Source organism: Lactobacillus sp. WILCCON 0149 (assembly GCF_057197965.1).
This window is the reverse complement of record NZ_JBUBHO010000001.1, coordinates 1,921,204-1,943,766: the sequence shown is the minus strand read 5'-3', so window position 1 is coordinate 1,943,766 and position 22,563 is coordinate 1,921,204. Positions and strand designations below refer to the sequence as shown.

Annotated in this window: 17 protein-coding genes and 3 tRNA genes; all 20 read left to right on the top strand. The window is 53.4% G+C overall.

What is annotated here, in order from left to right; translation table 11 throughout:
• Positions 1-31: 31 nt before the first annotated feature.
• The 20 genes from pth (at position 32) to ACYVUV_RS08955 (ending at position 22,382) form a co-directional block, all read left to right on the top strand.
• Positions 32-589: an aminoacyl-tRNA hydrolase gene (pth, locus tag ACYVUV_RS09050; protein WP_439775884.1), complete on the top strand. Its 558-nt coding sequence runs from the start codon at positions 32-34 to the stop codon at positions 587-589.
• Positions 590-605: 16 nt separating this feature from the next.
• Positions 606-4,082 carry a transcription-repair coupling factor gene (gene mfd, locus ACYVUV_RS09045; protein ID WP_439775885.1) on the top strand — a complete coding sequence of 1,159 codons (3,477 nt, stop codon included), beginning with the start codon at positions 606-608 and terminating at the stop codon, positions 4,080-4,082.
• A gap of 45 nt (positions 4,083-4,127) precedes the next feature.
• Positions 4,128-4,370: an RNA-binding S4 domain-containing protein gene (locus ACYVUV_RS09040; RefSeq protein WP_002878680.1), complete on the top strand. Its 243-nt coding sequence runs from the start codon at positions 4,128-4,130 to the stop codon at positions 4,368-4,370.
• Between the two features lie 66 nt (positions 4,371-4,436).
• A complete protein-coding gene (locus ACYVUV_RS09035) occupies positions 4,437-4,817 on the top strand; it encodes an FtsB family cell division protein (RefSeq protein ID WP_439775886.1) in 381 nt (126 codons plus the stop codon).
• Positions 4,817-5,170 carry a S1 RNA-binding domain-containing protein gene (locus tag ACYVUV_RS09030; RefSeq protein ID WP_439775887.1) on the top strand — a complete coding sequence of 118 codons (354 nt, stop codon included), beginning with the start codon at positions 4,817-4,819 and terminating at the stop codon, positions 5,168-5,170. The genes ACYVUV_RS09035 and ACYVUV_RS09030 overlap by 1 nt, the downstream gene beginning before the upstream one ends.
• 88 nt (positions 5,171-5,258) lie before the next feature.
• Complete coding sequence (tilS, locus tag ACYVUV_RS09025) at positions 5,259-6,554, top strand: tRNA lysidine(34) synthetase TilS (protein WP_439775888.1); 1,296 nt, start codon at positions 5,259-5,261, stop codon at positions 6,552-6,554.
• Positions 6,555-6,624: 70 nt separating this feature from the next.
• On the top strand, positions 6,625-8,850 hold the full coding sequence (gene ftsH, locus ACYVUV_RS09020; RefSeq protein WP_439775889.1) for an ATP-dependent zinc metalloprotease FtsH: 2,226 nt from the start codon (positions 6,625-6,627) through the stop codon (positions 8,848-8,850).
• A 44-nt stretch (positions 8,851-8,894) separates the two neighbouring features.
• Positions 8,895-9,776 (top strand): Hsp33 family molecular chaperone HslO, encoded by an 882-nt coding sequence (hslO, locus tag ACYVUV_RS09015; protein ID WP_439775890.1) that lies wholly within the window; start codon positions 8,895-8,897, stop codon positions 9,774-9,776.
• Between the two features lie 488 nt (positions 9,777-10,264).
• Positions 10,265-11,890: a peptide ABC transporter substrate-binding protein gene (locus ACYVUV_RS09010; RefSeq protein WP_484499268.1), complete on the top strand. Its 1,626-nt coding sequence runs from the start codon at positions 10,265-10,267 to the stop codon at positions 11,888-11,890.
• Between the two features lie 9 nt (positions 11,891-11,899).
• On the top strand, positions 11,900-13,186 hold the full coding sequence (pepT, locus tag ACYVUV_RS09005; RefSeq protein WP_439774772.1) for a peptidase T: 1,287 nt from the start codon (positions 11,900-11,902) through the stop codon (positions 13,184-13,186).
• A 119-nt stretch (positions 13,187-13,305) separates the two neighbouring features.
• On the top strand, positions 13,306-14,334 hold the full coding sequence (dusB, locus tag ACYVUV_RS09000) for a tRNA dihydrouridine synthase DusB (RefSeq protein WP_439774771.1): 1,029 nt from the start codon (positions 13,306-13,308) through the stop codon (positions 14,332-14,334).
• A gap of 16 nt (positions 14,335-14,350) precedes the next feature.
• Positions 14,351-15,874, top strand: coding sequence for a lysine--tRNA ligase (gene lysS / locus ACYVUV_RS08995; protein ID WP_484499267.1), 1,524 nt, complete (start codon positions 14,351-14,353; stop codon positions 15,872-15,874).
• Positions 15,875-16,025: 151 nt separating this feature from the next.
• Positions 16,026-16,430 (top strand): hypothetical protein, encoded by a 405-nt coding sequence (locus tag ACYVUV_RS08990; RefSeq protein WP_439775768.1) that lies wholly within the window; start codon positions 16,026-16,028, stop codon positions 16,428-16,430.
• A gap of 675 nt (positions 16,431-17,105) precedes the next feature.
• Positions 17,106-18,398 carry an O-acetylhomoserine aminocarboxypropyltransferase/cysteine synthase family protein gene (locus ACYVUV_RS08985; protein WP_439775515.1) on the top strand — a complete coding sequence of 431 codons (1,293 nt, stop codon included), beginning with the start codon at positions 17,106-17,108 and terminating at the stop codon, positions 18,396-18,398.
• A 179-nt stretch (positions 18,399-18,577) separates the two neighbouring features.
• Positions 18,578-18,649 (top strand) — tRNA-Gly (locus ACYVUV_RS08980).
• A gap of 4 nt (positions 18,650-18,653) precedes the next feature.
• Positions 18,654-18,727, top strand: a tRNA-Pro gene (locus tag ACYVUV_RS08975).
• Positions 18,728-18,838: 111 nt separating this feature from the next.
• A tRNA-Gly gene (locus ACYVUV_RS08970) sits at positions 18,839-18,910 on the top strand.
• A 158-nt stretch (positions 18,911-19,068) separates the two neighbouring features.
• Positions 19,069-19,530 (top strand): GAF domain-containing protein, encoded by a 462-nt coding sequence (locus ACYVUV_RS08965; protein ID WP_439774794.1) that lies wholly within the window; start codon positions 19,069-19,071, stop codon positions 19,528-19,530.
• A 23-nt stretch (positions 19,531-19,553) separates the two neighbouring features.
• Positions 19,554-22,010, top strand: coding sequence for an ATP-dependent Clp protease ATP-binding subunit (locus ACYVUV_RS08960; RefSeq protein ID WP_439774793.1), 2,457 nt, complete (start codon positions 19,554-19,556; stop codon positions 22,008-22,010).
• 27 nt (positions 22,011-22,037) lie between these two features.
• Positions 22,038-22,382, top strand: a complete 345-nt coding sequence (locus ACYVUV_RS08955) for a bacteriocin immunity family protein (protein ID WP_484499266.1) — start codon at positions 22,038-22,040, stop codon at positions 22,380-22,382.
• Positions 22,383-22,563 lie beyond the last annotated feature (181 nt).

Sequence of the window (22,563 nt, the reverse complement as noted above, 5' to 3'; positions counted from 1 at the left end):
TATTAAGATACAGCAAGTGAGGAGACTTTTGATGAAATTAATCGTTGCTTTGGGCAATCCCGGCCTTAAATATGAAAAAACCAAGCACAATACCGGCTTCATGGCCCTGGACCACTACTTAGAAGAAAAGGGCCTGCGCCTGGACCGCGACAAGTTCACGGCCCTCTACGCCAAGGAGAAAGTGGCAGGCGAGGACGTGATCTTCATGGAACCGCAGACTTATATGAATGAATCCGGCAGGGCCGTAGGCGCGGCTGCCAAGTTCTTCAAGATTGATCCTAGCGATATTCTGGTCATTCACGACGACATGGACATGCCAATCGCCAAGCTGCGGATTCGTGCCGGCGGCAAGTCGGGCGGCCACAATGGGATCAAGAGCATTATTGCCTGCCTGGGGACTGAGAAGTTTAACCGCCTTAAGATCGGGATCCGCCACCCAGACAAGCAGAGCGTGGTTTCCTGGGTCTTGACCCCTTTTAACCCCGACCAGCAAAAAGAACTAGAGGCCAGTTTTGCCAAGGTCGACCAGATCATTGACGACTTTATCGCCGGCAAAGACGCCCAGTACTTAATGAACCGTTACAACTAAAGACAAGCACACGAACATGCAAGTAATTGATTTTTTGAAAAAAGATCAGGCAGTGACTGCTTTTATCGCGAAAACGTCCCGGATCAAGAACTCCCTGCTCACAGGAGTCGAACGGGGCGCTTTTGCTGTCCTCATCCAGGCTTATTTAGCCCAGGTGGGCCAGCCCCTGCTCTTGATCGAAGAGAATGAATACAAGGCCCAGGAGCGCTACAACGACTTGAGCCGGCTTTTGGCCGATGATGACTTGGAGCTTTTTGCCCTGGATGGAAACCTGGCCACGCAGACGGCGGTCAGTTCACCGGATGAGTTAAGCAGCCGGGTTCAGTGCTTGAACCTGCTCTTAAGCGGCCGGCCTGGCGTCGTGATCGCGACCCCGCAGGGCCTGCAGTATCCTTTAAGTGACCCGGCCCTGTTTAAAAAGGGGCAGAAGCATTTTGCCGTTGGGGATGAAATTGCCTTGCCCGACCTGGCCCAGTGGCTGAACCAGGCCGGCTACCACCGGGAAAACCTAGTCGTTAAGCCGGGCGAGTTTGCCATGCGGGGGGACATCGTCGATCTTTATCCTTTGGACCGGGAAAGCCCCCTGCGCCTGGAATTTTTCGGCGACGAAATTGACACGATCAAGACCTTTGACCTGACCAGCCAGCGCAGCCTGGAGGAATTGCCGGAAGTAACCGTGCCGGCAGCCAGTGACCACGTCTTTACGGCCCAAGACTTGGACCGGGCGGGCCGGGATTTGGCAAGCGACCTGCCAAAAGAAGCGGCTGCCAGCCTGGAAATGGCCCAGGAGGCCTTGGCTGACGGGCAATTGCCGGATGACTATGACCGCTACCTGGACTACCTTTTGCCTAAATCTTTCAGTCTGCTGGACTACCTGCCGGCTAAAGGTCTGCTTTTGTTCAACGACTGGCAGCTGATTGCTGAAAGCGTCAAGAATATGGGCGCTATCAACGATGACTACCTGGCCAGCCAGATCGCCAGCAAGATGATGACCAGCCGGCAGAAGCTGCGCCTGGATTTTGAGGCGGTGCTAAAGGCAGATGGCCACCACCGCCTCTATGTCAGCTTGATGGCCCACTCCATGGGCCGGCTGCGTTTTGGCCAGCATTTGGCCTGGGACAGCCGGGAAGCGCAGCAGTTTTTCAGCCAGATGGAGCTTTTGAAAACGGAGCTGGACTCTTATGCCAAAAAGGGGCAGACCGTGGTCTTGCAATTGTCCAGCCGCCGGCAGGCTGAGGAATTCAGCCGGAGCTGCCATGACTATGACATCTACCTGCCTTTGGCGGAAGCAGACGGCTTAAAAGAAGGCCGGGCCCAGCTGGTTATCAGTGGCTATGCCAGCGGTTTTGTCTTGCCCGACAGCGACCTAGTCTATCTGACCGAAAGGGAGCTTTTTAACCAAAGCAAGCGGCCGAAGAAGCGGATCAAGACTCTGGAAAACGCCCAGCGTCTGCGCAGCTATACAGAACTCAAGCCTGGCGACTATGTAGTCCACGTCAACCATGGTATCGGCCGCTTTGAAGGCATCCAGACCCTGGAGACCGATGGGAAAAAGCGGGACTACATCACCATCACTTACCAAAAAGGTGACCAGCTCTTTGTTCCAGCTGACCAGCTCAGCTTGGTGCAAAAGTACGTGGCTTCAGAAGGCAAGCAGCCCCATGTCAACAAGCTGGGCGGCAGCGAGTGGGCCAAGACCAAGAAGCGGGTTGCCGCCAGAGTCGAGGATATCGCTGACGACTTGATCGACCTGTACTCAAAAAGAGAGGCGGAAAAGGGCTTTGCCTTTTCCCCGGATGGATCAGACCAGGCCGCCTTTGAAGCTGCCTTTCCTTACGAGCCAACCCCTGACCAATTGCGGGCTACGGCGGAAATCAAGGCTGATATGGAAAAGGCCAAGCCGATGGACCGGCTTTTGGTCGGGGATGTCGGCTTCGGGAAAACTGAAGTAGCCATGCGGGCTGCTTTTAAAGCCATCTGCGACGGCAAGCAGGTCGCCTTCCTGGTGCCGACGACCATCCTGGCCCAGCAGCACTACCAGACCATTAAAGACCGCTTTAAGGGCTTTCCGGTGGAAATTGCCAGCCTCTCCCGTTTCCAAGGCCAGGCCGAAAGCAAGAAGATCGTGGCTGGCTTGAAAGACGGCAGCATTGACTTGGTAGTCGGCACCCACCGGATTTTGTCCAAGGACGTCCAGTTCAAGGACCTGGGTCTGCTCATCATCGATGAAGAACAGCGCTTTGGGGTAGCCCACAAGGAAAAGCTCAAGCAGCTGAAGACCAATATCGACGTTTTGACTCTGACGGCCACTCCGATTCCGCGGACTCTGCACATGTCCATGATCGGGATCAGAGACCTGTCAGTCATGGAAACGCCGCCCCAAAACCGGTATCCGATCCAGACCTACGTCCTGGAGCAGTTGCCGGGTACGGTCAAGGAGGCCTGCCAAAGGGAAATGCAGCGGGGCGGGCAGGTCTTTTACCTGCACAACCGGGTTGGCGACATCGAGGAAACAGTGGCCCGCTTGGAGCAGCTTATGCCTCAGGCCCGGATCGCCTATGCCCACGGGCAGATGAGCGAAAACCAATTGGAAGACATCTTGAGCCGCTTTTTGGACCGGGAATTCGACATTTTGGTCACCACGACCATTATTGAAACCGGGATTGACATGCCTAACGTCAACACCATGATCATTGAAGATGCCGACCACTACGGCCTAAGCCAGCTCTACCAATTGCGGGGCCGGATCGGCCGGTCAGCCCGCCTGGCTTACGCCTACTTCCTCTATCAGCCAAACAAGGTTCTGACGGAAGTGGGGGAAAAGCGGCTGGACGCCATCCGGGACTTTACCGAGCTGGGGGCGGGCTTCAAGATCGCCATGCGGGACTTGTCCATCCGCGGGGCCGGCAACATGCTGGGGGCCCAGCAGCACGGCTTCATCGACAGCGTCGGCTACGACCTCTACTCCCAGATGCTGGCTGACGCCATCAAGGAGCGGCAGGGGAAGAAGCCGGTCAAAAAGAGCAATGCCGAGATCGACCTGGGCCTGGAAGCCTATATTCCAGAAGATTACATCGCCGATCAGGAGCAGAAGATCGAATTTTACAAGAAGATCAAGGGCATCGGCAGCCTGCAGGACCGGGAAGACATCGAAGACGAACTCCTGGACCGCTTTGGCGACTATCCAGCTGCTGTTGAGAACCTGCTCAACGTGGCCAGCTTGAAGGCCAGCTGCGACTTGGCTCAGATTTTGACCCTGGTCAAGGAAAAGGACCAGATCCGGGTCATTTTCAGCGATTCCGGCAGCCGGGAAATGGAAGGGCCAAACATCTTCAAGGCCCTGGAACACGTGTCTTGGAAGGCCCGGATCGCTCTTGGGGCCAAAAAGCGCCTGGTGGTTACCCTGCTTTTGCCAGACAAGCTGACCCGGCGGGCCATGTTCGCGGAACTGGGCACTTTTGCCAAGGACGCGGCGGAGATCATCCAGCGGTAATTTTTTAAGAGTAAAAAGCTAAGTATTAACAGACAGGAGACAAATATGAGAATCGACAAATTTTTGAAAATTTCCCGCCTGGTCAAGCGGAGAACGGTGGCAAAGGAAATGGCTGACCAGGGCCGGGTAAGCGTGAACGGCAAGACTGTCAAGTCCAGCTACAACGTGGTTGTCGGCGACGTGATCGCCGTAGCATACGGGACTAGGGTAATCAAGGCCCGGGTTCTGGACTTGCGGGAAACGACCAAAAAGGCGGAAGCCGGGGACTTGTACGAATTAGTCGACTAATGACTTTTTCCACCAAAGCTGATATACTAAATCTATTATATGATTTTAGGATAAGGGTAGACAGTGATGGGGAACAACAGAGGAAATCAGCAAAACGTAACGCCGCTGCGGCCGGACCAGGATGTCCGCCGCCTGAAGAAGCGGCAAATCAAGTTCAGAGAAGTGCACCGGGTCCGGCGCAACCGGATCGTGGCTTTGATCCTGCTGGTCTTTGCAGTGCTGGGCTTCCAGCTGGCCATGACCAAGGCCCGGACGGCCAAGATCCAGAAGCAGGTCAGTCAGAACCAGGCAACTTTGACCAAGATCAAGAAGAACAAGGAAAAGCTGACCAACGAGCGCGACGACATGAAAGACAGCGACTACGTGGCCAAGGTGATCCGCTACAAATACAAGTACACTAAAGATGGCGAGCGGGTCTACAACATCAAGGAAAAGGGCGATAACTGATGAACTACAAAGTTGGCCAGCGCCTTGACGGTGTAATCAACAATGTGACAGACCTGGGCATCTTCGTGACCCTGCCCAAGCATAAGAGCGGCTTGGTTCACCGCAATGACTTTGGCAGCGACTGGCCAAGAGAGCGCCAGCGCTGGCAGGTGGGCGACCAGGTCAGAGTGGTGGTCCAGAACCTGCGCAAGGGCCGGCTGGACTTGTCCATCCGCCGGGTCAACGATCCGGAACTGATCGATCCGGCCAACCAGTTCAGCCAGTTGCAGGCCGGCGACTTTGACCGGGTCCTCAACCAGGTTGACCAGGAGGCGCGAGCAGAAATAAAGCAGCTGGAAGCTGCCTTGAAATAAGAACGGCCCTAGGGGCCGTTTTTTGCTTGGATCTGTAGTTTTTAATCTGGAATCTTTTCTTTTTGCCAAGAAGAGGGAGTGATGGCTCATGGACATTGAAAAAAGACTGGCAGCCTTTTTTGCCGAAGAAGGCCTGCCTTTGGAAGGAAATTTCCTGGTCGCGGCCAGCGGCGGTCCGGACTCAATGGCGCTGCTTGATTTGATGCGGCGCTTGCCGGGAAATTTTAAGCTCTACGCGGCCCATCTTGACCACCAGATCAGGCCAGACAGCCAAAAAGAAAGCCAGGTGTTAAGGGCTTACTGTCATAAGTACCGGCTCCCTCTGTATGAAAGCGTCTGGCCCAAGTCCCTTCATCCAGAAAACGGCCTGGAAGCAGCAGCCCGGGACTACCGCTACGACTTCTTGTTTGAAGTGGCCCGGCAGGTTAAGGCTGACTACCTGCTGACAGCCCACCACGGCGATGACTTGCTGGAAAATATCCTGCTCAAGCTGGTCCGGTCAGGTATTCCCCGGGAAATGAACAGCCTCAAACCTGTCAGCCAGCGGGGGAAGGTCAAGCTGGTCCGGCCGCTTCTGGCTGCCAGCAAGGCTGATCTGTTGGCTTATGTCAAAGAAAGAGGACTGGAATATGTCGAAGACGGGACCAACTTTGAGGGCATTACGGCCCGCAACCGCCTGCGCCAGGAAGTAGTCCCGCTTTTGAAAAAGGAGAGCCCAGATCTTTTGGAAAATGCCTGGCGCTTCAGCCGGGAAATGACGGCGGAAGAAGACTGTTTTGCCCAGGCAGCCGGCAAATTGCCTGAGCCGGAATTTCTCTTTGGCGGCTGGCGGATCCCCCAGGCAGCCGGGCAGGCGGAAACCGAGCTCTTCAAGGTCTACCTGGAGAATTTTATCCAAAAAAAGTACAATAAAAGAGTCCAGCTGGACCGGGTTTTACTGGCGAAAGGGCAAGGCCAGGAAAAAGGGGGGCTCCACCTCTGCTTTTACCAAGGGCATTACTGGCTTTACCCGGCCGAGCAGCCAGCTCCCAGTCCCCTAAGGCAAGTTGAAGTCGGCCAGCCTTTCTTTTTCAGAGGCCGCTGCTACTTGCTAAGCGAGGAAAAAAAGGCAGAAAGTCCCTTGGCGGAAATATCATTTCCCGGGAAATTATTTGCTGGCAGTCTGCCGGCTGGCCAGCGCCTGCTTTTAAAAGACGGCCGCCATGCCAAGAGCAAGAAGCTTTTCGCGGCGGCGGGGATTCCGCTGGCCTTGCGGGGCAACTGCCTTGGCCTCTTTGCTGGACAAGAAGCGGTTTATGTTGAGGGCTGCTACCAGCAGCCAGTCAAAGAAGAAAAAAGGCCGCTGTATTTGCAGCAAGTGAAAACATGCAAGAAAGACAGGTAAAAGTTTCGATAGTTGCCGGCTTTTATGTTAAAATTTGGGGAGTAATTCTTCGATCTGACGGAGGTCATTTATGAAAAATAATCGGAATCGACTATTTAGCAATGGTCTATTCTACATAGTCGTATTTTTGCTTCTCCTCTGGGGAATCAATTGGGCCCTTGGCGGCAGCAGCAATTCCGGAGCAACTGAAACCATCAGCTACACGGAATTCGTGAAGAAGCTGCGCAATGGCGAAATCAAGGACTTTAACGTGCAGCCGTCCAACGGGGTTTACTCCGTAACCGGTAGCTACAAGTCAAGTCAAACTAAGTCATCCTCAAGCTCAGATATTTTTGGCGGCAGCAGCTCCTCCAAGGTGACTGGCTTCTCAACCACGATGCTGGAAAACGACTCCAGCGTCAAGAAGGTCCAGGACCTGGCCCAGTCTGAGAACGTCAAGATGAGCACCCAGGGTGAATCACAGTCCAGCAACTGGATCTCAACGATCATCATGCTGGTGCCAACCGTCCTCTTCATTGTCTTGATGGTCATGATGATGAACCAAGGCGGCAGCCGCGGCCAAGGCGGCGGCATCATGAACTTCGGCCGCTCCAACGTCAAGCCGCAGGACCCTAAGAAGAACAAGGTCCGCTTTGACGACGTGGCCGGTGAAGAAGAAGAAAAGCAGGAACTGGTGGAAGTTGTTGAATTCTTGAAGAATCCGGCAAGATACACCAAGCTGGGGGCAAGAATCCCGTCTGGTGTCCTGCTTGAGGGGCCTCCGGGTACTGGTAAGACCTTGCTGGCCAAGGCCGTTGCCGGTGAAGCGGGCGTGCCATTCTTCTCCATCTCTGGTTCAGACTTCGTTGAAATGTTCGTCGGGGTCGGGGCCAGCCGTGTCCGTGACCTGTTCACCAACGCCAAGAAGAACGCGCCAAGCATTATCTTCATCGACGAAATCGATGCCATCGGCCGCCAGCGTGGCAATGGCCAAGGCGGCGGCAACGATGAACGTGAACAGACCTTGAACCAGCTGCTGGTTGAAATGGACGGTTTTGAAGGTGACGAAGGCGTTATCGTCATGGCCGCTACCAACCGGTCTGACGTTCTTGACCCGGCTTTGACCCGGCCAGGCCGTTTTGACCGGAAGGTCCTGGTTGGTCGTCCGGACGTCAAGGGCCGTGAAGCCATCCTGCGCGTTCACGCCAAGAACAAGCCGCTGGCTGACGATGTTGACTTGAAGGAAGTTGCCCGCCAGACTCCTGGTTTTGTCGGGGCTGACCTTGAAAACGTCCTTAACGAAGCTGCCCTGGTAGCCGCCCGCCGCAACGGGACCAAGATTACCGCGGCCGACATCGATGAAGCTGAAGACCGGGTAATTGCTGGTCCTGCCAAGAAGGACCGGATGATTTCCAAGAAGGAACGCGAACGCGTGGCCTTCCACGAAGCCGGTCACTCAATCTGTGGTCTGGTCTTGAGTGACTCAAGAACGGTCCGCAAGGTTACCATCGTGCCTCGTGGCCGGGCAGGCGGTTACAACATCATGCTGCCTAAGGACGACCAGTTCATCTTGACCAAGAAGCAGCTCTTTGAGCAAATCGTTGGTTTGATGGGTGGCCGGGCCGGTGAAGAAGTCGTGGTTGGCGACCAGTCAACTGGGGCCTCAAACGACTTTGAACAAGCTACGGCAATCGCCCACAGCATGGTGGTCAACTACGGGATGACCGATGAACTGGGCATGGTTGAACTGGAAAAGGAAGGCGAAGGCATTCCTTACGGCTTCAAGCCTTACAGTGAAGCAACCGCCGCCAAGATCGACGAAGCAGTCAAGAAGATTTTGGACGAAGCCCACGCCAAAGCGGTTGAAATTGTTGAAAACAACCGGGAAAAGCACCGGATCATCGCTGAAGCCCTGCTGAAGTACGAAACTCTGGATGAAAAGCAGATCTACTCACTCTACAAGACTGGGAAGATGCCTGAAAAGTCCAGCGAAGAGTTCCCATCTGAAGCCAAGGCCTTGAGCTATGAAGAAGCCAAGGAAGCTGCTCAGAAGCGGGCAGAAGAAAAGGCTGAGGAGAAGGCGGAAGAAGACATTGCTGAAAAGCAAGCTCTGGCAACGCCAAGCGAAGACGCGGTCAAGCCGGAAACCGACGCCGCCAAGCTCGCTGAGCCAGATGATTCAGCGAGTCAGGAAGACTCTGCTGATGCTCTGCCGACGCCAAGCGAAAGCGACCTGTCAAAGGATCCTGAAAAGGACAAGAATGACGCTCCTAGTCAGAAGACTGAACAAACAGACGATTCAGACAAGGATGAATAGAAGAAATAGAGCCGGCAACGGCTCTATTTTTATGGAGGAAAATCATGAACGACTACTTAATCAAAGCAATCAATGCCAGCAAGGACCTGCGTCTTTTGACCATTAACGGCAAGGACCTGGTCGCTGAAGCGCAAAAGCGGCACGACACCTGGTCAGCTTCTTCAGCTGTTTTGGGCCGGAGCCTCTTGGGTACGCTGCTTTTGGCTGGGGCAGAATTAAAAGGTGACCAGGAACTGACTTTGCGCCTGTTGGGCGATGGCCCGGTTGGGGCAACCGTGGTTACGGCCAAGTCAGATTTGACTGTTAAGGGCTATGTCCAAAACAACCACGTGGCCTTGCCGGCCAGAGAAGACGGCCATATCGACGTTAAGAAGGCTGTCGGCAAGGGCTGGCTGCAGGTAACCAAGGACCTGGGCTTGAAGCAGCCTTACACTGGCGAAGTGCCGATCGTATCTGGGGAAATTGCTGAAGACTTGACCTACTACCTGGCTAAGTCAGAACAGATCCCGTCAGCTGTCGGCCTGTCAGTTTTCGTCAACCCGAACGACACTATTGGGGCCGCGGGCGGCTTTTTGCTCCAGGCACTGCCAGGGGCCAGCGAAGAACTGCTGAAGGAAACGGAAGACCGGATCAAGGCCTTGCCGCAGCTTTCATCCGCCTTTTTGGACGGGATGACGCCAGAAGACTTGTCCAAGAAGATCCTGGGCGATGACTGCAAGATCTTGGAAAAAGACGAGGTCTCCTACCACTGCGACTGCTCCAAGGAAAAGTATGCCGGCATGCTGGAAACCTTGAAGGGCAGCCAGCTCAAGGAAATGATCGAAGAAGACCATGGGGCTGAACTGGTCTGCAACTTCTGCGGGGACAAGTACAATTTCACTGAAGCAGAACTGCAAGCCATTTTGGACAAAAAGCTGCAAAAATAAGTTTTTGTCCCTTGACGAAAAGTAAAAATTACTTTATGCTCTAATTATAGTTAAATTAAGTAAAGCTTAAGAAGATGAGTAGTCAGGGGAAGCCTCTACAGAGAACTGTTGGTGCTGAGAAACAGGGGGCGAAAGCTGGCGAAGATGGTCTTGTGTTGGCATGGTCCCGGCGAGTCGCTGATAAGCCGGACCCGCTTAACGCCCGTTAGCGCGTTCAGATCTTCTGACTGGAAGACTTTAAGGGCCCTGGCCGTGAGGCGGGGCTGAATAAAGGGTGGTAACGCGCGAAGACGTCCCTTGGCCTCTGGGCCAAGAGGCGTCTTTTTTTCTGGCAGAGCATCTGCTGAGGAAGCATTTTTTGCTTTGAACGATGGGTGGTAACACGCTATTAGCGTCCCTGAGAGTTGATCTCAGGGGCGTTTTTCTTTTTAAGCTGAGCTAAGCAGTGATGTTAATAGTTGTTGTTTTTAGTAAAAACGGAGGAAATCATGACCTTGAAGAAAATTACCGCTGCCGGTCTTTTGACCGCCTCAGCCCTCGTTTTAGCCGCCTGCGGCCAGCAAAAGAGCTCCCAGTCCCAAACCAAGCAAGTCCTCAACTGGACCGAAAGTGCCCAGATCTCAACCCAGGACCCGTCACTGACGACTGACTCCACTTCCTTCCAGGCTCTTTTGAACACCCAGGAAGGGCTCTACCGCTTGGACAAAAAACAAAAGCCCCAGCTGGCCCTGGCCAAGAGTGCCAAGGTTACTGACGGGGGCAAGACCTATACTTTTGTCCTCAGAAACGCCAAGTGGTCCAATGGACAGGCAATCACGGCCAATGACTTTGTCTACTCTTTCAGAAGAACCTTGAACCCGAAGACCAAGTCTTCCATGGCTTTTTACCTCTACCAAATTGTAAATGCCGAAGCCATCAATGCCGGCAAGAAGTCTGTGACCAGCCTGGGCGTCAAGGCCTTGAGCAAAAACAAGCTGCAGATCAAGCTGGTCCGGCCGGTCTCTTACTTTAAGCTTTTGCTGGCCTTCCCGCTTTTCTTCCCGGAAAACCAGCAGTTTATTGAAAAAGCCGGCAGCAAGTACGGGACGGCGGCCAAGTACACCATTTCTTCCGGTCCTTTCAAGCTGACCAAGTGGACCGGGTCCAACAAGCAGTTTACCCTGGTTAAGAACCAAAACTACTGGGACAAGAAGAACGTGAAGCTGGACAAGGTCAACGAAACCATCAGCGAAACTTCTTCAACTGCCTACAACCTCTACCAGGCTGGCAAGCTGGACGAAACTTACCTGACTGGTGAACAAGTCAAGGCCAACAAGGGCAGGTCCACCTTCTACGACCGGCCGGCTTCCGCTATCCAGCGTCTGGAATTAAACCGCAATAAGGTCAAGGCTTTTAATAACTTCAACATCCGCCGGGCCCTGTCCTTGGCCATTGACCGGGGCAGCCTGGCTAAGGTCTTGAGCGATGGGTCAGTTGCGGCAAAGGGCTTCGTCCCATCCGGCATGGGGAACAACCCAACGACCGGGGAAGCTTTTTACAAGGAAGCCTATGTCAAGGAAGCAGTCAGCTACAACTTGAAGGAAGCCAAGAAGTACCTGGCCAAGGGCTACAAGGAACTGGGGATCAAGTCCCTTAACCTCAACTTGACGGTCAGCGACACTGACTCTGCCAAGCAGGTGGGCGAATTCCTGCAAAGCAAGCTGGGCGAACTGCCAGGCGTGAAGATCACCGTGACGACCCTGCCGTACACGACCTTAATCGCCCGGCAAAGCGCCGGCAACTACCAATTGACCATCAAGAACTGGCAGGCTATCTTAGGTGACCCGATCAACTTCCTGGACGTCTTTGAAAAGGACTCCAGCTACAACACCAGCGGTTTTGCCAGCAGCAAGTACGACCAGCTGCTCAATGAAGCCGAAAACGTCTACGGCAACAAGCCGGTTCAGCGCTGGAAGCGGCTGGTGGCAGCTGAAAAGCTGTTGATGAATGAACAGGGGACTATCCCGCTGATCCAGACGGCTCACCCGCAGCTGGTGCAAAGCTACGTCAAGAACGTATCCTACAACCCGCTGGGCATCCCTTACGACTTCAAGCTTGTTTACATCAAGAAATAGGAGGCAGGCATGGCTTTTTCCGATCTTGATTTTTTAGAAAAAAACTTCATCCACTACGCTAAAGAAGACACCCAGTCCAAATATGCCAATAAAGACCAGGTCCCGACCACGCCTAATCAGGTCAAGATGATGAAGGAACTGGCTGACCAGGTCAAAGACTATGGCCTGGAGTCTTATTACAATGAAAAAACTGCCTTTGCAATCGGCCGCTTGGCGGCTAATACAGAGGGCGTTGCCCCAATTGGCTTTTTCGCCCATGTCGACACGGTTGAATACGATGACCGCTTCCCCATCCGCCCTCAAGTCCACCGGGACTACCAGGGGCAAAAGCTGGTCTTGGATGAGGCAAACGGGATTTTCCTGGACCCGGAAGAATTTCCGGACCTGCTGAACTTAAAGGGGCAGACCTTGATCACTAGCGACGGGAAAACCATCCTGGGCACTGACGACAAGGCCGGGGTGGCTGGCCTGCTGGCAGCACTCAAGTACCTCCATGAGCACCCGGAAGTTGAACATGGCGATATCTATGTGGCTTTTGGCCCGGATGAAGAAATCGGTTTGGGCGGCCAGCGCTTTGACCCGGCTGATTTTCCAGGAGTGGGATTTGCCTATACTTTGGACAATGGCCGGCCAGGCGACTTTGAATACGAGACCTTCAACGCCTCAGCCGCCGATTTGACGATCAAGGGGACCGTGGTCCACCCGGGTGAAGCCTACGGGCTGATGGTCAACGCCACGACGATCATGACGGAATTTCTGGCGGCTTTGCCCAAAGACCAGGTGCCGGAAAAGTCCCGGGGCCACGAGGGCTTCATCATGGTCACGGATGCCCAGAGCAGCGTCGATTCAGCTCACGTCGGCTTGATTATCCGCGACTTTGACTGGGATGAATTTTTGGCGAAAGAAGACCTGGTCAAAAAGCTCGTCGCTTCCTTAGGGGAAAAATACGGGTCAGACCGCTTCAAGCTGGACCTGCGCCGTCAGTACGAGAACATCTACAACGGGGTTAAGGACCGGCCTTATGTGGTCAACCTGGCCTTAGACAGCTATGAAAAAGCGGGCCTTACGCCAAATGTGCAGACCTTCAGAGGGGGAACCGACGGGAATTTCATCACCAAAAAGGGAATCCCGACGCCCAACCTCTTCAATGGCGGCGGCAACTACCATGGCCGCTACGAATACGTGACGGTTGAGCAGATGGACAAACTGGCCGAGGTCTTAGTGACGATCGCGGCTGAGCATGCCCGCCAGAGTAAAGAGGGGCAAGACGACCGACCCCTGGAAAAATACTGGTAAAGATAAGAAGAGCATCCTCTTTTAACGGGGGATGCTCTTTTCGCGGGCTTTTGGTTTGTTCTTTGGGCATAATCTTGTTATGATATAAAGTTGTAGTTATTGAAAGGAAAAAGGTGGCAATGGACACTACTTGGAAGATACGCGAAATCGAAATCCCCAACCGGGTAATGGTAGCGCCGATGGCCGGCGTTTCCAACATGGCTTTTAGAAAAGTCTGCAAGGAATTCGGCGCCGGCATGGTTGTCTGCGAAATGATTTCCGACCATGGGATCATTTACGGCAACAAGAAAACCTTGAGCATGCTGGACGTCGACCCGGGCGAGCACCCGATGAGCATCCAGATCTTTGGGGGGACGGAAGACAGCCTTTTGCAGGCGGCCCAGTACATCGACCAGCACACCGATGCCGACATCATCGACATCAACATGGGCTGCCCGGTACCAAAGGTGACCAAGACTGACGCGGGTTCCAAGTGGCTTTTGGACTCAAACAAGATCTACCAGATGGTCCACAAGGTTGTCCAAAACGTGGAAAAGCCAGTTTCCGTCAAGATGCGGATCGGCTGGGACCGCAAGCACATTTTTGCCGTCGAAAACGCCCTGGCTGCCCAGGAAGCCGGTGCTTCCATGCTGGCCATGCACGGCCGGACCAGAAAGCAGATGTACCAAGGCGAAGCTGACTGGGAAACCCTGCATGAAGTAGCCCAGGTCATGGATATTCCTTTCGTGGCCAACGGGGACATTACGACTCCGCAGCTGGCCAAGAAGGCCCTGGACGAGATCGGCTGCACGGCCGTCATGGTTGGCCGGGCCGCTCTGGGCAATCCTTGGATCTTAAAGGAAATGACCCACTACCTGGCAACGGGCGAAGAGCTGCCAAAGCAGACCGTCCGGGAAAAGGTGGAGACCGCCAAGCACCAGCTCGACGGCCTGGTTCAGCTGCATGGGGAAAAACGGGCCGTGCCGGAATTTCGCCAGCAGGCAGCATATTATTTGAAGGGAATTCCCCGTTCAGCCCGGACTCGTGCTAAAATAAATGAAGTCTGGACGCGTCAGGAGGTTTATGACCTGCTTGACGAATTCGTCGAAACTTACGAAAAACGCGCGCGGCAGAAGCGTGACCGCGCTGCTGATACCCAATCTATGTAAATGGAGGAAAAACACGTTGGCAAAGAACGAAATTAACGACCAATTGCTTGTTCGTCGGCAAAAGCTTGAAGAACTTAAGGAGATGGGGATTGAACCCTTCGGCCGCAAATATGACCGGGAAGCCCTGGCCCGCGACCTGGACGAAAAGTACTTGGGCCTTGACAAGGACGAACTAAACGCAGATATGCCTAAGACCAAGATCGCCGGCCGGATGCTGGCCAAGCGGGGCAAGGGCAAGGTCGGCTTTGCGGACCTCTATGACCGTAGCGGCAAGATCCAGATCTACGTCCGCAAGGACATGGTCGGTGAAGAAAACTACCAGATCTTCAAGAAGGCCGACCTCGGCGACTTCCTGGGCGTTGAAGGCGAAGTCTTCAAGACTGACTCAGGCGAACTGTCTGTCCGGGCCCAGCACGTGACCTTCCTGTCCAAGGCTCTGCGGCCACTGCCTGACAAGTACCACGGCCTGAAGGACGTGGAATCCATTTACCGCCAGCGTTACCTGGACTTGATCACCAATCACGAAAGCTACCAGCGTTTCGTTAACCGGACCAAGATCATCCAGGCTATCCGTGACTACTTGAACGGGCAGGACTTCCTGGAAGTTGAAACTCCGGTTCTGCACAACATCCCAGGCGGGGCTGAAGCTCGTCCGTTCATTACCCACCACAACGCCCTGGACATCAACCTTTACATGCGGATCGCTTTGGAATTGCCACTGAAGCGTTTGATCGTCGGTGACATGGAACGGGTTTACGAAATCGGCCGGGTCTTCAGAAATGAAGGGATGGACCTGAAGCACAACCCTGAATTTACTGAACTGGAAACTTACGCTGCTTACTACGACTTCCACGATGTCATGGATGAAGCTGAAGGCATCATCCGGGCAGCTGCCAAGGTTGTTTCAGAAGATGGCAAGATCAACTACCAAGGCACTGACTTGGACTTGGGCAAGCCATTCCGTCGGGTGCACATGGTTGACCTGATCAAGGAATTAACTGGCGTTGACTTCTGGCAGCCAATGACTCTGGAAGAAGCCCGGAAGGTTGCCGCTGAACACCATGTTGAAGTTGAACCTTACTGGCAAGTTGGTCACATCATCAACGCCTTCTTCGAAGAATTTGGTGAAAAATCAATCGTTGACCCAACCTTCGTTTACGGCCACCCGGTTGAAGTTTCACCGCTGGCCAAGAAGAACGCGGATGATCCACGCTTCACTGACCGTTTCGAAATCTTCATCATGGGCAATGAATACGGCAACGCCTTCTCAGAACTGAACGACCCGCTTGACCAGCGGGAACGGTTCGAAGCCCAAATGGCTGAACGTGACGCCGGCAACGACGAAGCCGACATCATCGACGAAGACTACCTGCGGGCCATGGAATACGGTATGCCGCCTACGGGTGGTCTGGGCATCGGGATCGACCGTCTGGTCATGCTTTTGACCAACGCGGCTTCAATCCGCGACGTCCTGCTTTTCCCAACCATGCGGCCGGAAAAGATCGTCGACGACGAAAAGAACATTAAGCTGGACAAGTAGTCCAGATCGCTAAATTTAACTCTCCGGGCTTGGCCTGGGGAGTTTTTTATTGAAAAAATAAAACGAATCGTTTTCAAGATATAAATGTTAAGGCATTTTTGCTAGAATAAAGGCAATTAACTTGAGAGTTGCTTTTAGAAAAGGTGAATTTTTGCCAATCTACAGATACTTATTGTCGATTTTAACCACCATCTCCGCCTTGGCTGGGGCCTTTTTGGCTGCCAGCAGCGGCTTAGCGGCTTATTTGGCCAGCCAGCCAGTCAAGGCGGGGATTTTTGCCGTGCTCTGCCTTTTAGAGGGGCTTAGCGCCTACTTCCTCTGGCGGCCGGGGAAGCGGGTATTAGATATTTTAAATAGTGGCTTGCTGGCGTCAGCCCTGCTCCTCTTTTGGCAGGGAGAGGGACTGGCGGCTGGAGCTGCTCTGTCTTTATTGGCGATCAACTATCTGCTGAAAAAAGAAGAGACTTGGGCCTTGACTCTGGCTTTGGTCTTGAACCTGGTCTTTGCCGCTTTGACCATGTTGCCCCACCAGTTCATGTCTTTCCCGGCAGCTTAGTTTTCACGAAAGAAAAAATAGAATGAATTTGGATAAGATCAATTATTACGGGTTCAGCCGGGCGGGGGGCAATGTTTTGCTGGCCCGGTCTTGACTTTGGACGAAAAGCTCGTATACTTTAAATACAGATTAAGTTTTGCTGGGAAAGTGCTTTCAGCGGCTTAGTTTGGTGAATAGGACGATCAACCAGGGAATCACTGCCATGATTTCCTGGTTTTTGTTTGCAGACTTTTTAGCAAAAAAGAATTGACTTTCAGCTGGTAGCTGATATACTTAAAAGCGAATTAAGGATTAATGAAGAAAGGAGAACCACCATGGAATTCGCTGCTAAGAATTGTCAAATGCAAGTCATGTCAATGAACATGCTGATGTACAGCATGCCTTTTAGCGTAGAAACGAATACCTGTGGTTCACCATCCTAAGATCGTTACTGTATTGAAGATAGTAAAGGCCGCCTGAACTACTGGTTAGTTGGGCGGCTTTTTTACGAGGTAAGGTTCATGTGCAGGAAACGATATCAACAGACGAAACGCTGGCTGATCCTCTGGCGGGGAGCGGCGATTGGGGCCAGCTACATGTGCCGCTTGTGTTTTTAACAGCAATATTTCAGCAATCTAATCATTTCCAACAACTAAAAAATATTACACAGCAACAACACAAGCGAGGTAAAAAAACATGAGTAAAGAAGCTATCAGCAACGAAGGTTTGTCATTTGAAACTTTGCAGGTCCACGCCGGTCAGCCAATTGACGAAACTGGCGCCCGGGCAGTGCCAATCTACCAAACCACGTCCTATGTCTTTGACGACGCTGACCAGGCAGCTGGCCGTTTTGCCTTGACCGATGCCGGCAACATCTACACCCGTTTGACCAACCCGACCACGGCGGTTTTTGAAAACCGGGTAGCAGCCCTTGAAGGCGGCACGGGTGGCGTGGCCCTGGCAACGGGGGCGGCAGCGATCACCGCGGCTATCTTGAACGTAGCTGGGGCGGGCGACGAAATCGTGGCTGCTTCCACTATTTACGGCGGGACCTACGACCTTTTTGCCCAGACTTTGCCGCCATTGGGCATCAAGACCCACTTCGTTGACCCAAGTGATCCGGCCAATTTTGAAAAAGAAATCAACGACCATACCAAGGTGGTTTACGCTGAAACCATCGGCAACCCTAACGCCAACTTGATCGACATTGACGCGGTAGCAGAAGTGGCTCACAAGCACGGCGTTTTGGTCATTATCGACAACACCTTTGCTACCCCTTACCTCTACCGGCCATTTGAACATGGGGCCGACGTGGTTGTCCACTCAGCTACCAAGTTCTTCGGCGGCCACGGGACGACCATGGGCGGGGTAGTCGTGGAAAGCGGCAAGTTCGACTATGAAAAGTCCGGCCGCTACCCAAGCTTCACTAACCCTGACCCGTCTTACAAGGATGTGACTTGGGCCAAGCTGGGGGCACAAGCATTTACGACCAAGATCCGGGCAACGGTTCTGCGTGACACCGGGGCCAGCCTCAGCCCATTCAACGCCTTCCTGCTTTTGCAAGGCCTGGAAAGCTTGTCCTTGCGGGTTGAACGCCACGTCTACAACGCTCAAAGAGTGGCTGAATACCTAAGCAAGCATCCAAAGGTTGCCTGGGTCCGCTACCCGGGTCTGGTTGACAGCCCGGACCATGCCTTGGCTGAACGGGACTTCCCGAAGGGGGTCGGCTCAATCTTCACCTTTGGCTTGAAGGGCGGGGAAGAAGCCGGCAAGCAGCTGATTGCCAACTTGAAGCTCTTCTCCCTTTTGGCCAACGTGGCTGATGCCAAGTCCTTGATCATTCAGCCAGCTTCCACCACCCACGCCCAGCTGAATGTCGAAGAACTGGCCAGCGTCGGGATTACCCCGGACTTGATCAGAATCTCTGTTGGGGTGGAAAATATCGACGACCTTTTGGCCGACCTGGACCAGGCCCTGGCCAAGCTGTAATTTTTGAAAAATCTCCTTATACTAAAAAACGTTTCCTGCTAGAGGAAACGTTTTTTTGCGTCTACATCTTTTTGATGGTCTCCATATAGTTTAATCGAACTTGCCGCAGAGAAAAATGCTATTTTTATAAAAAAGCCCTTGCCAAGACCCGGCTTTTAGATTATCCTAATAGATGTGTTGCGGAAGTAGTTCAGTGGTAGAACATCACCTTGCCATGGTGGGGGTCGCGGGTTCGAATCCCGTCTTCCGCTTCTTCGGGAATTAGCTCAGTTTGGTAGAGCGCTACGTTCGGGACGTAGAGGTCACAGGTTCAAATCCTGCATTCCCGATTAGCCAATGTGTGATCAAAGCGTTGCTTTTTATAGCGGCGCTTTTTTCTCATTTATGGGCAAAAAAAGACTTGCAAAAGAGAAATTTTTTGGTAAACTAATAAATGTATCGCGGAAGTAGTTCAGTGGTAGAACATCACCTTGCCATGGTGGGGGTCGCGGGTTCGAATCCCGTCTTCCGCTTCATCAAAGACTCGCTAGTTTAGCGGGTCTTTTCTTTTTGCCTTATAATAGATCTGCAGGGCACCTGGCTTGTCGAAAAGATCGGGAAATGTTATGCTTGCAAGCATAGCAATTTTTGCCTTTTTACCTATTATTTGGCAGACGCGAAGGAGGAAATCATGGCAGCAGCAAGTCAGGCGGAGTACGAGTTATTGCTTGAGCAGGCCAAGGCCTTGACGGCCGGGGAGAGCGACTGGATCGCCAATACCGGCAATGTTTCGGCCCTTTTGAAAGCAGGAATGAAAAACGTCAATTTTGCCGGGGTTTACCGCTTTGAAAAAGGGGAATTGATCCTGGGGCCCTTCCAGGGGATGCCGGCCTGCGTGCACATCCAGCTGGGCAAGGGGGTCTGCGGGAAAGCCGCCTTGGAAAAGAAGACGCAGATTGTGGCCAATGTCCATGACTTCCCAGGCCATATCGCCTGCGACAGTGCCTCCAATTCAGAAATCGTCGTGCCGATTTTTGACCGGAGCGGCAATTTCTGGGGCGTGTACGACTTTGACTCGACTAATTTGAACAATTTTGATGATTTGGACCAGAAGTACTTAGAGCAGATCGCGGCAGTAGCTTTAGGCAACTAGGTCCGGTGTGAGGCGATTTTTATATGCAAAATTCATACAGTAAAAGCAGCAGACAGGTCTTGGAAATTGCCCAGGAACAAGCCAAGGAGTTTCACCACCGCCTAATCGGGACTGAGCATGTCCTTTTGGCCCTGGTAATCGAAGCTGACGGCAAGGCCGGCAAGATCCTGCGGACCATGAACGTGACGCCGGCCGGGGTCAGGGAAGAAATCGAGCGCTACACGGGCTACGGCTCAGCGGCCCCAACCAGCTATATGGAGTTTTCTCCCCGGCTGACTTTGGCGCTGGACTACGCCAAGCGGAATTCTGAACTCCGGTCCAGCAAGGAAATTGAAACGACGGACATTCTTCAAGCTTTGGTTTCCAGCGAGCAGATCTTGTCAGCCATGATCCTGCGCAACCTGGACGTGGACCTGGACAACTTGAAAGACGAACTGGATGATGCCAACCAGGTGACCGGGGAAAGCAGCCAGGCCAGCCGGCCAGCCGTTGGGGCAAGCCAGTCACAGACGCCGATTTTGGACCGGTTTGGGATCGACTTGAACCGGCGGGCTAAAGAAGGCGACATTGACCCGGTGATCGGCCGCCAGCGGGAACTGGACCGGGTGATTCAGATCCTTTCCCGGCGGACCAAGAACAACCCCCTTTTGGTCGGTGAGCCTGGGGTCGGCAAGACCGCGGTCGCTGAAGCTTTGGCCAGCGCGATCGTTGATAAAAAAGTTCCCCGGGATCTGGCTGACAAGCGGGTGGTTTCACTGGACGTCAACAGCATGGTGGCCGGTACCCGCTACCGGGGTGAATTTGAAGAGCGGATGGACCGCTTGATCAAGGAAGTTACTGCCAGCAAGAATGTCATTCTTTTTGTCGACGAAATTCACTCTTTGGTCAAGGCCGGGGACGCGGAAGGGGCGATGAGCGCCTCTAACACCTTGAAGCCGGCATTGGCCCGCGGGGATATTCAATTGATCGGGGCCACGACTTTTGAAGAATACCGCAAGCACATGGAAAAAGACTCTGCCTTTGTCCGCCGCTTCCAGCTGGTCCGCCTGGCTGAGCCAAATGAAGAAGAAACCCTGCGGATTTTGCATGGGATCAAGGACAAGTACGAGGACTACCACCGGGTAGCCTTGTCAGAAGAAGCCTTGCAGGCAGCAGTTGACTTGTCCAGCCGCTACATCGCCGACCGCTACCAGCCAGACAAGGCCATCGACTTGATCGATGAAGCCAGCGCGGCGGTTAAACTGGCCAATGACACTGGCGAAGACAAGGACCTGGCTGAAATCGATTTGGAAATCAGCCGGACTCTCAAGCAAAAGAACGATGAAGCAGCCAAGCAGAACTTTGCCCAAGCGGCCAAGCTGCGCGACCAGGAAGTCGCCTTGCGGCAAAAGCGCAGCGTGATTGCTAAGAAGCTGGCCGGCAAGGATGAAAAGAGGTCAGTCGTTGGTGCTGAAGACGTGGCCAAGGTGGTCTCCATCTGGACCGGGGTTCCGGTAACCCAGCTCAAGACCAGTGAAAACAAGCGCCTGGCCCGCCTGGAAGGGATCTTGCATGAAAGAGTCATCGGCCAAGACGATGCCGTCAAGGCTGTGGCTAATGCCATCCGCCGGTCAAGAAGCGGCTTGAAGGATGAGAACCGGCCAATCGGTTCCTTCCTCTTCCTAGGCCCAACCGGGGTCGGCAAGACTGAACTGGCCAAGGCCGTGGCTGAGGCAGTTTTTGGCTCAGAAGACAACATCATCAGAGTCGACATGTCAGAGTACATGGACCGGGAATCTTCCTCCAAGCTGATCGGGTCAGCACCTGGCTACGTCGGCTATGAAGAGGGGGGGCAGCTCTCCAACAAGGTCCGGGAACATCCTTACTCAGTCGTTCTTTTTGACGAAGTGGAAAAGGCCAATCCGGAAATCTTCAACGTCTTGCTGCGGGTGCTGGATGAAGGCTTCATGACTGACTCCTTGGGCCGGAAGGTCGACTTCAGAAACACGATTATCATCATGACTTCCAACCTTGGTTCCAGAAGCCTGGAAGCTGACAGCCACGTGGGCTTCTCAGCCAGCCAGGAAGACCAGGGCAAGCTGATCACGGAAAAGGTAACCAAGGCTACCAAGGACTTCTTCCGGCCGGAATTTTTGAACCGGATCGACGAAAAGATCGTCTTCAAGCCGCTGGATGCCAAGCAGCTGCGGGAAATCGTGACGCTTCTGACCCGGAAACTGGTCAAGCGGCTGGCGGAAAAAGACATTACTTTGCGCCTGTCGCCAGCTGCCTTGGATCAATTGGCCAAGGACGGCTACAATCCGGAAATGGGGGCCCGGCCATTGCGGCGGACCATCCAGGATGAAGTTGAAGACGAATTAGCCCAGGACCTGGTCAGCGAAAAGCTGCAGGCCGGCGACACGGTCAAGATTGGCGCCCGGGGCGGCAAGCTGCGCTTTGAAATCGTCAAGGCCAAGTCCGGCGAAAAGGTCAAGGGATAATGAATAGATAATTTTTGGAGGCAGATTATGTTTGGCAAGAAGAAAAAAGCTGAAGCCGCTAAGGCAGAACAAGAAGCAAGCAAGAAGACTGACGGGCGGATCCTGCTTTACAGCGACATCATCGACGCTCTTTACGACGAAATGCCAAGAGAAGAGCGGGAGGCGTTGCTGGAAGCTAAGCAGCAGCTGGAACAGAAGGTCTACCTGGGCAAGGTGATGCGAGACTTGCGGATCGCTTTAGAGCCGGTTGCAATCAAGTCCCAGCTTAGCCCCCAAGGCAAGCAGATTTTCTGGAATATCACGGCTGGCGGCTACCAGCTCACCGGGGTTGGTCTGGCCAGCCAGGCGGCCATGCTTTTTAGCGGCCGCTAGGGCTTGCTTTGCTTTAAAATTAGTGGTACAATATTGGGCGATTTAAAAGGCTGAAGTTCAGGATTTTACTGATATATTGTCCAGTAAAATGATAAAGACAAAAACGACTGGTTCGTTTTTGTCTTTTTTATGCCCAAAATCCCGGCCTTTTTAAAATGTAACACAAATGTAATATTTGCTC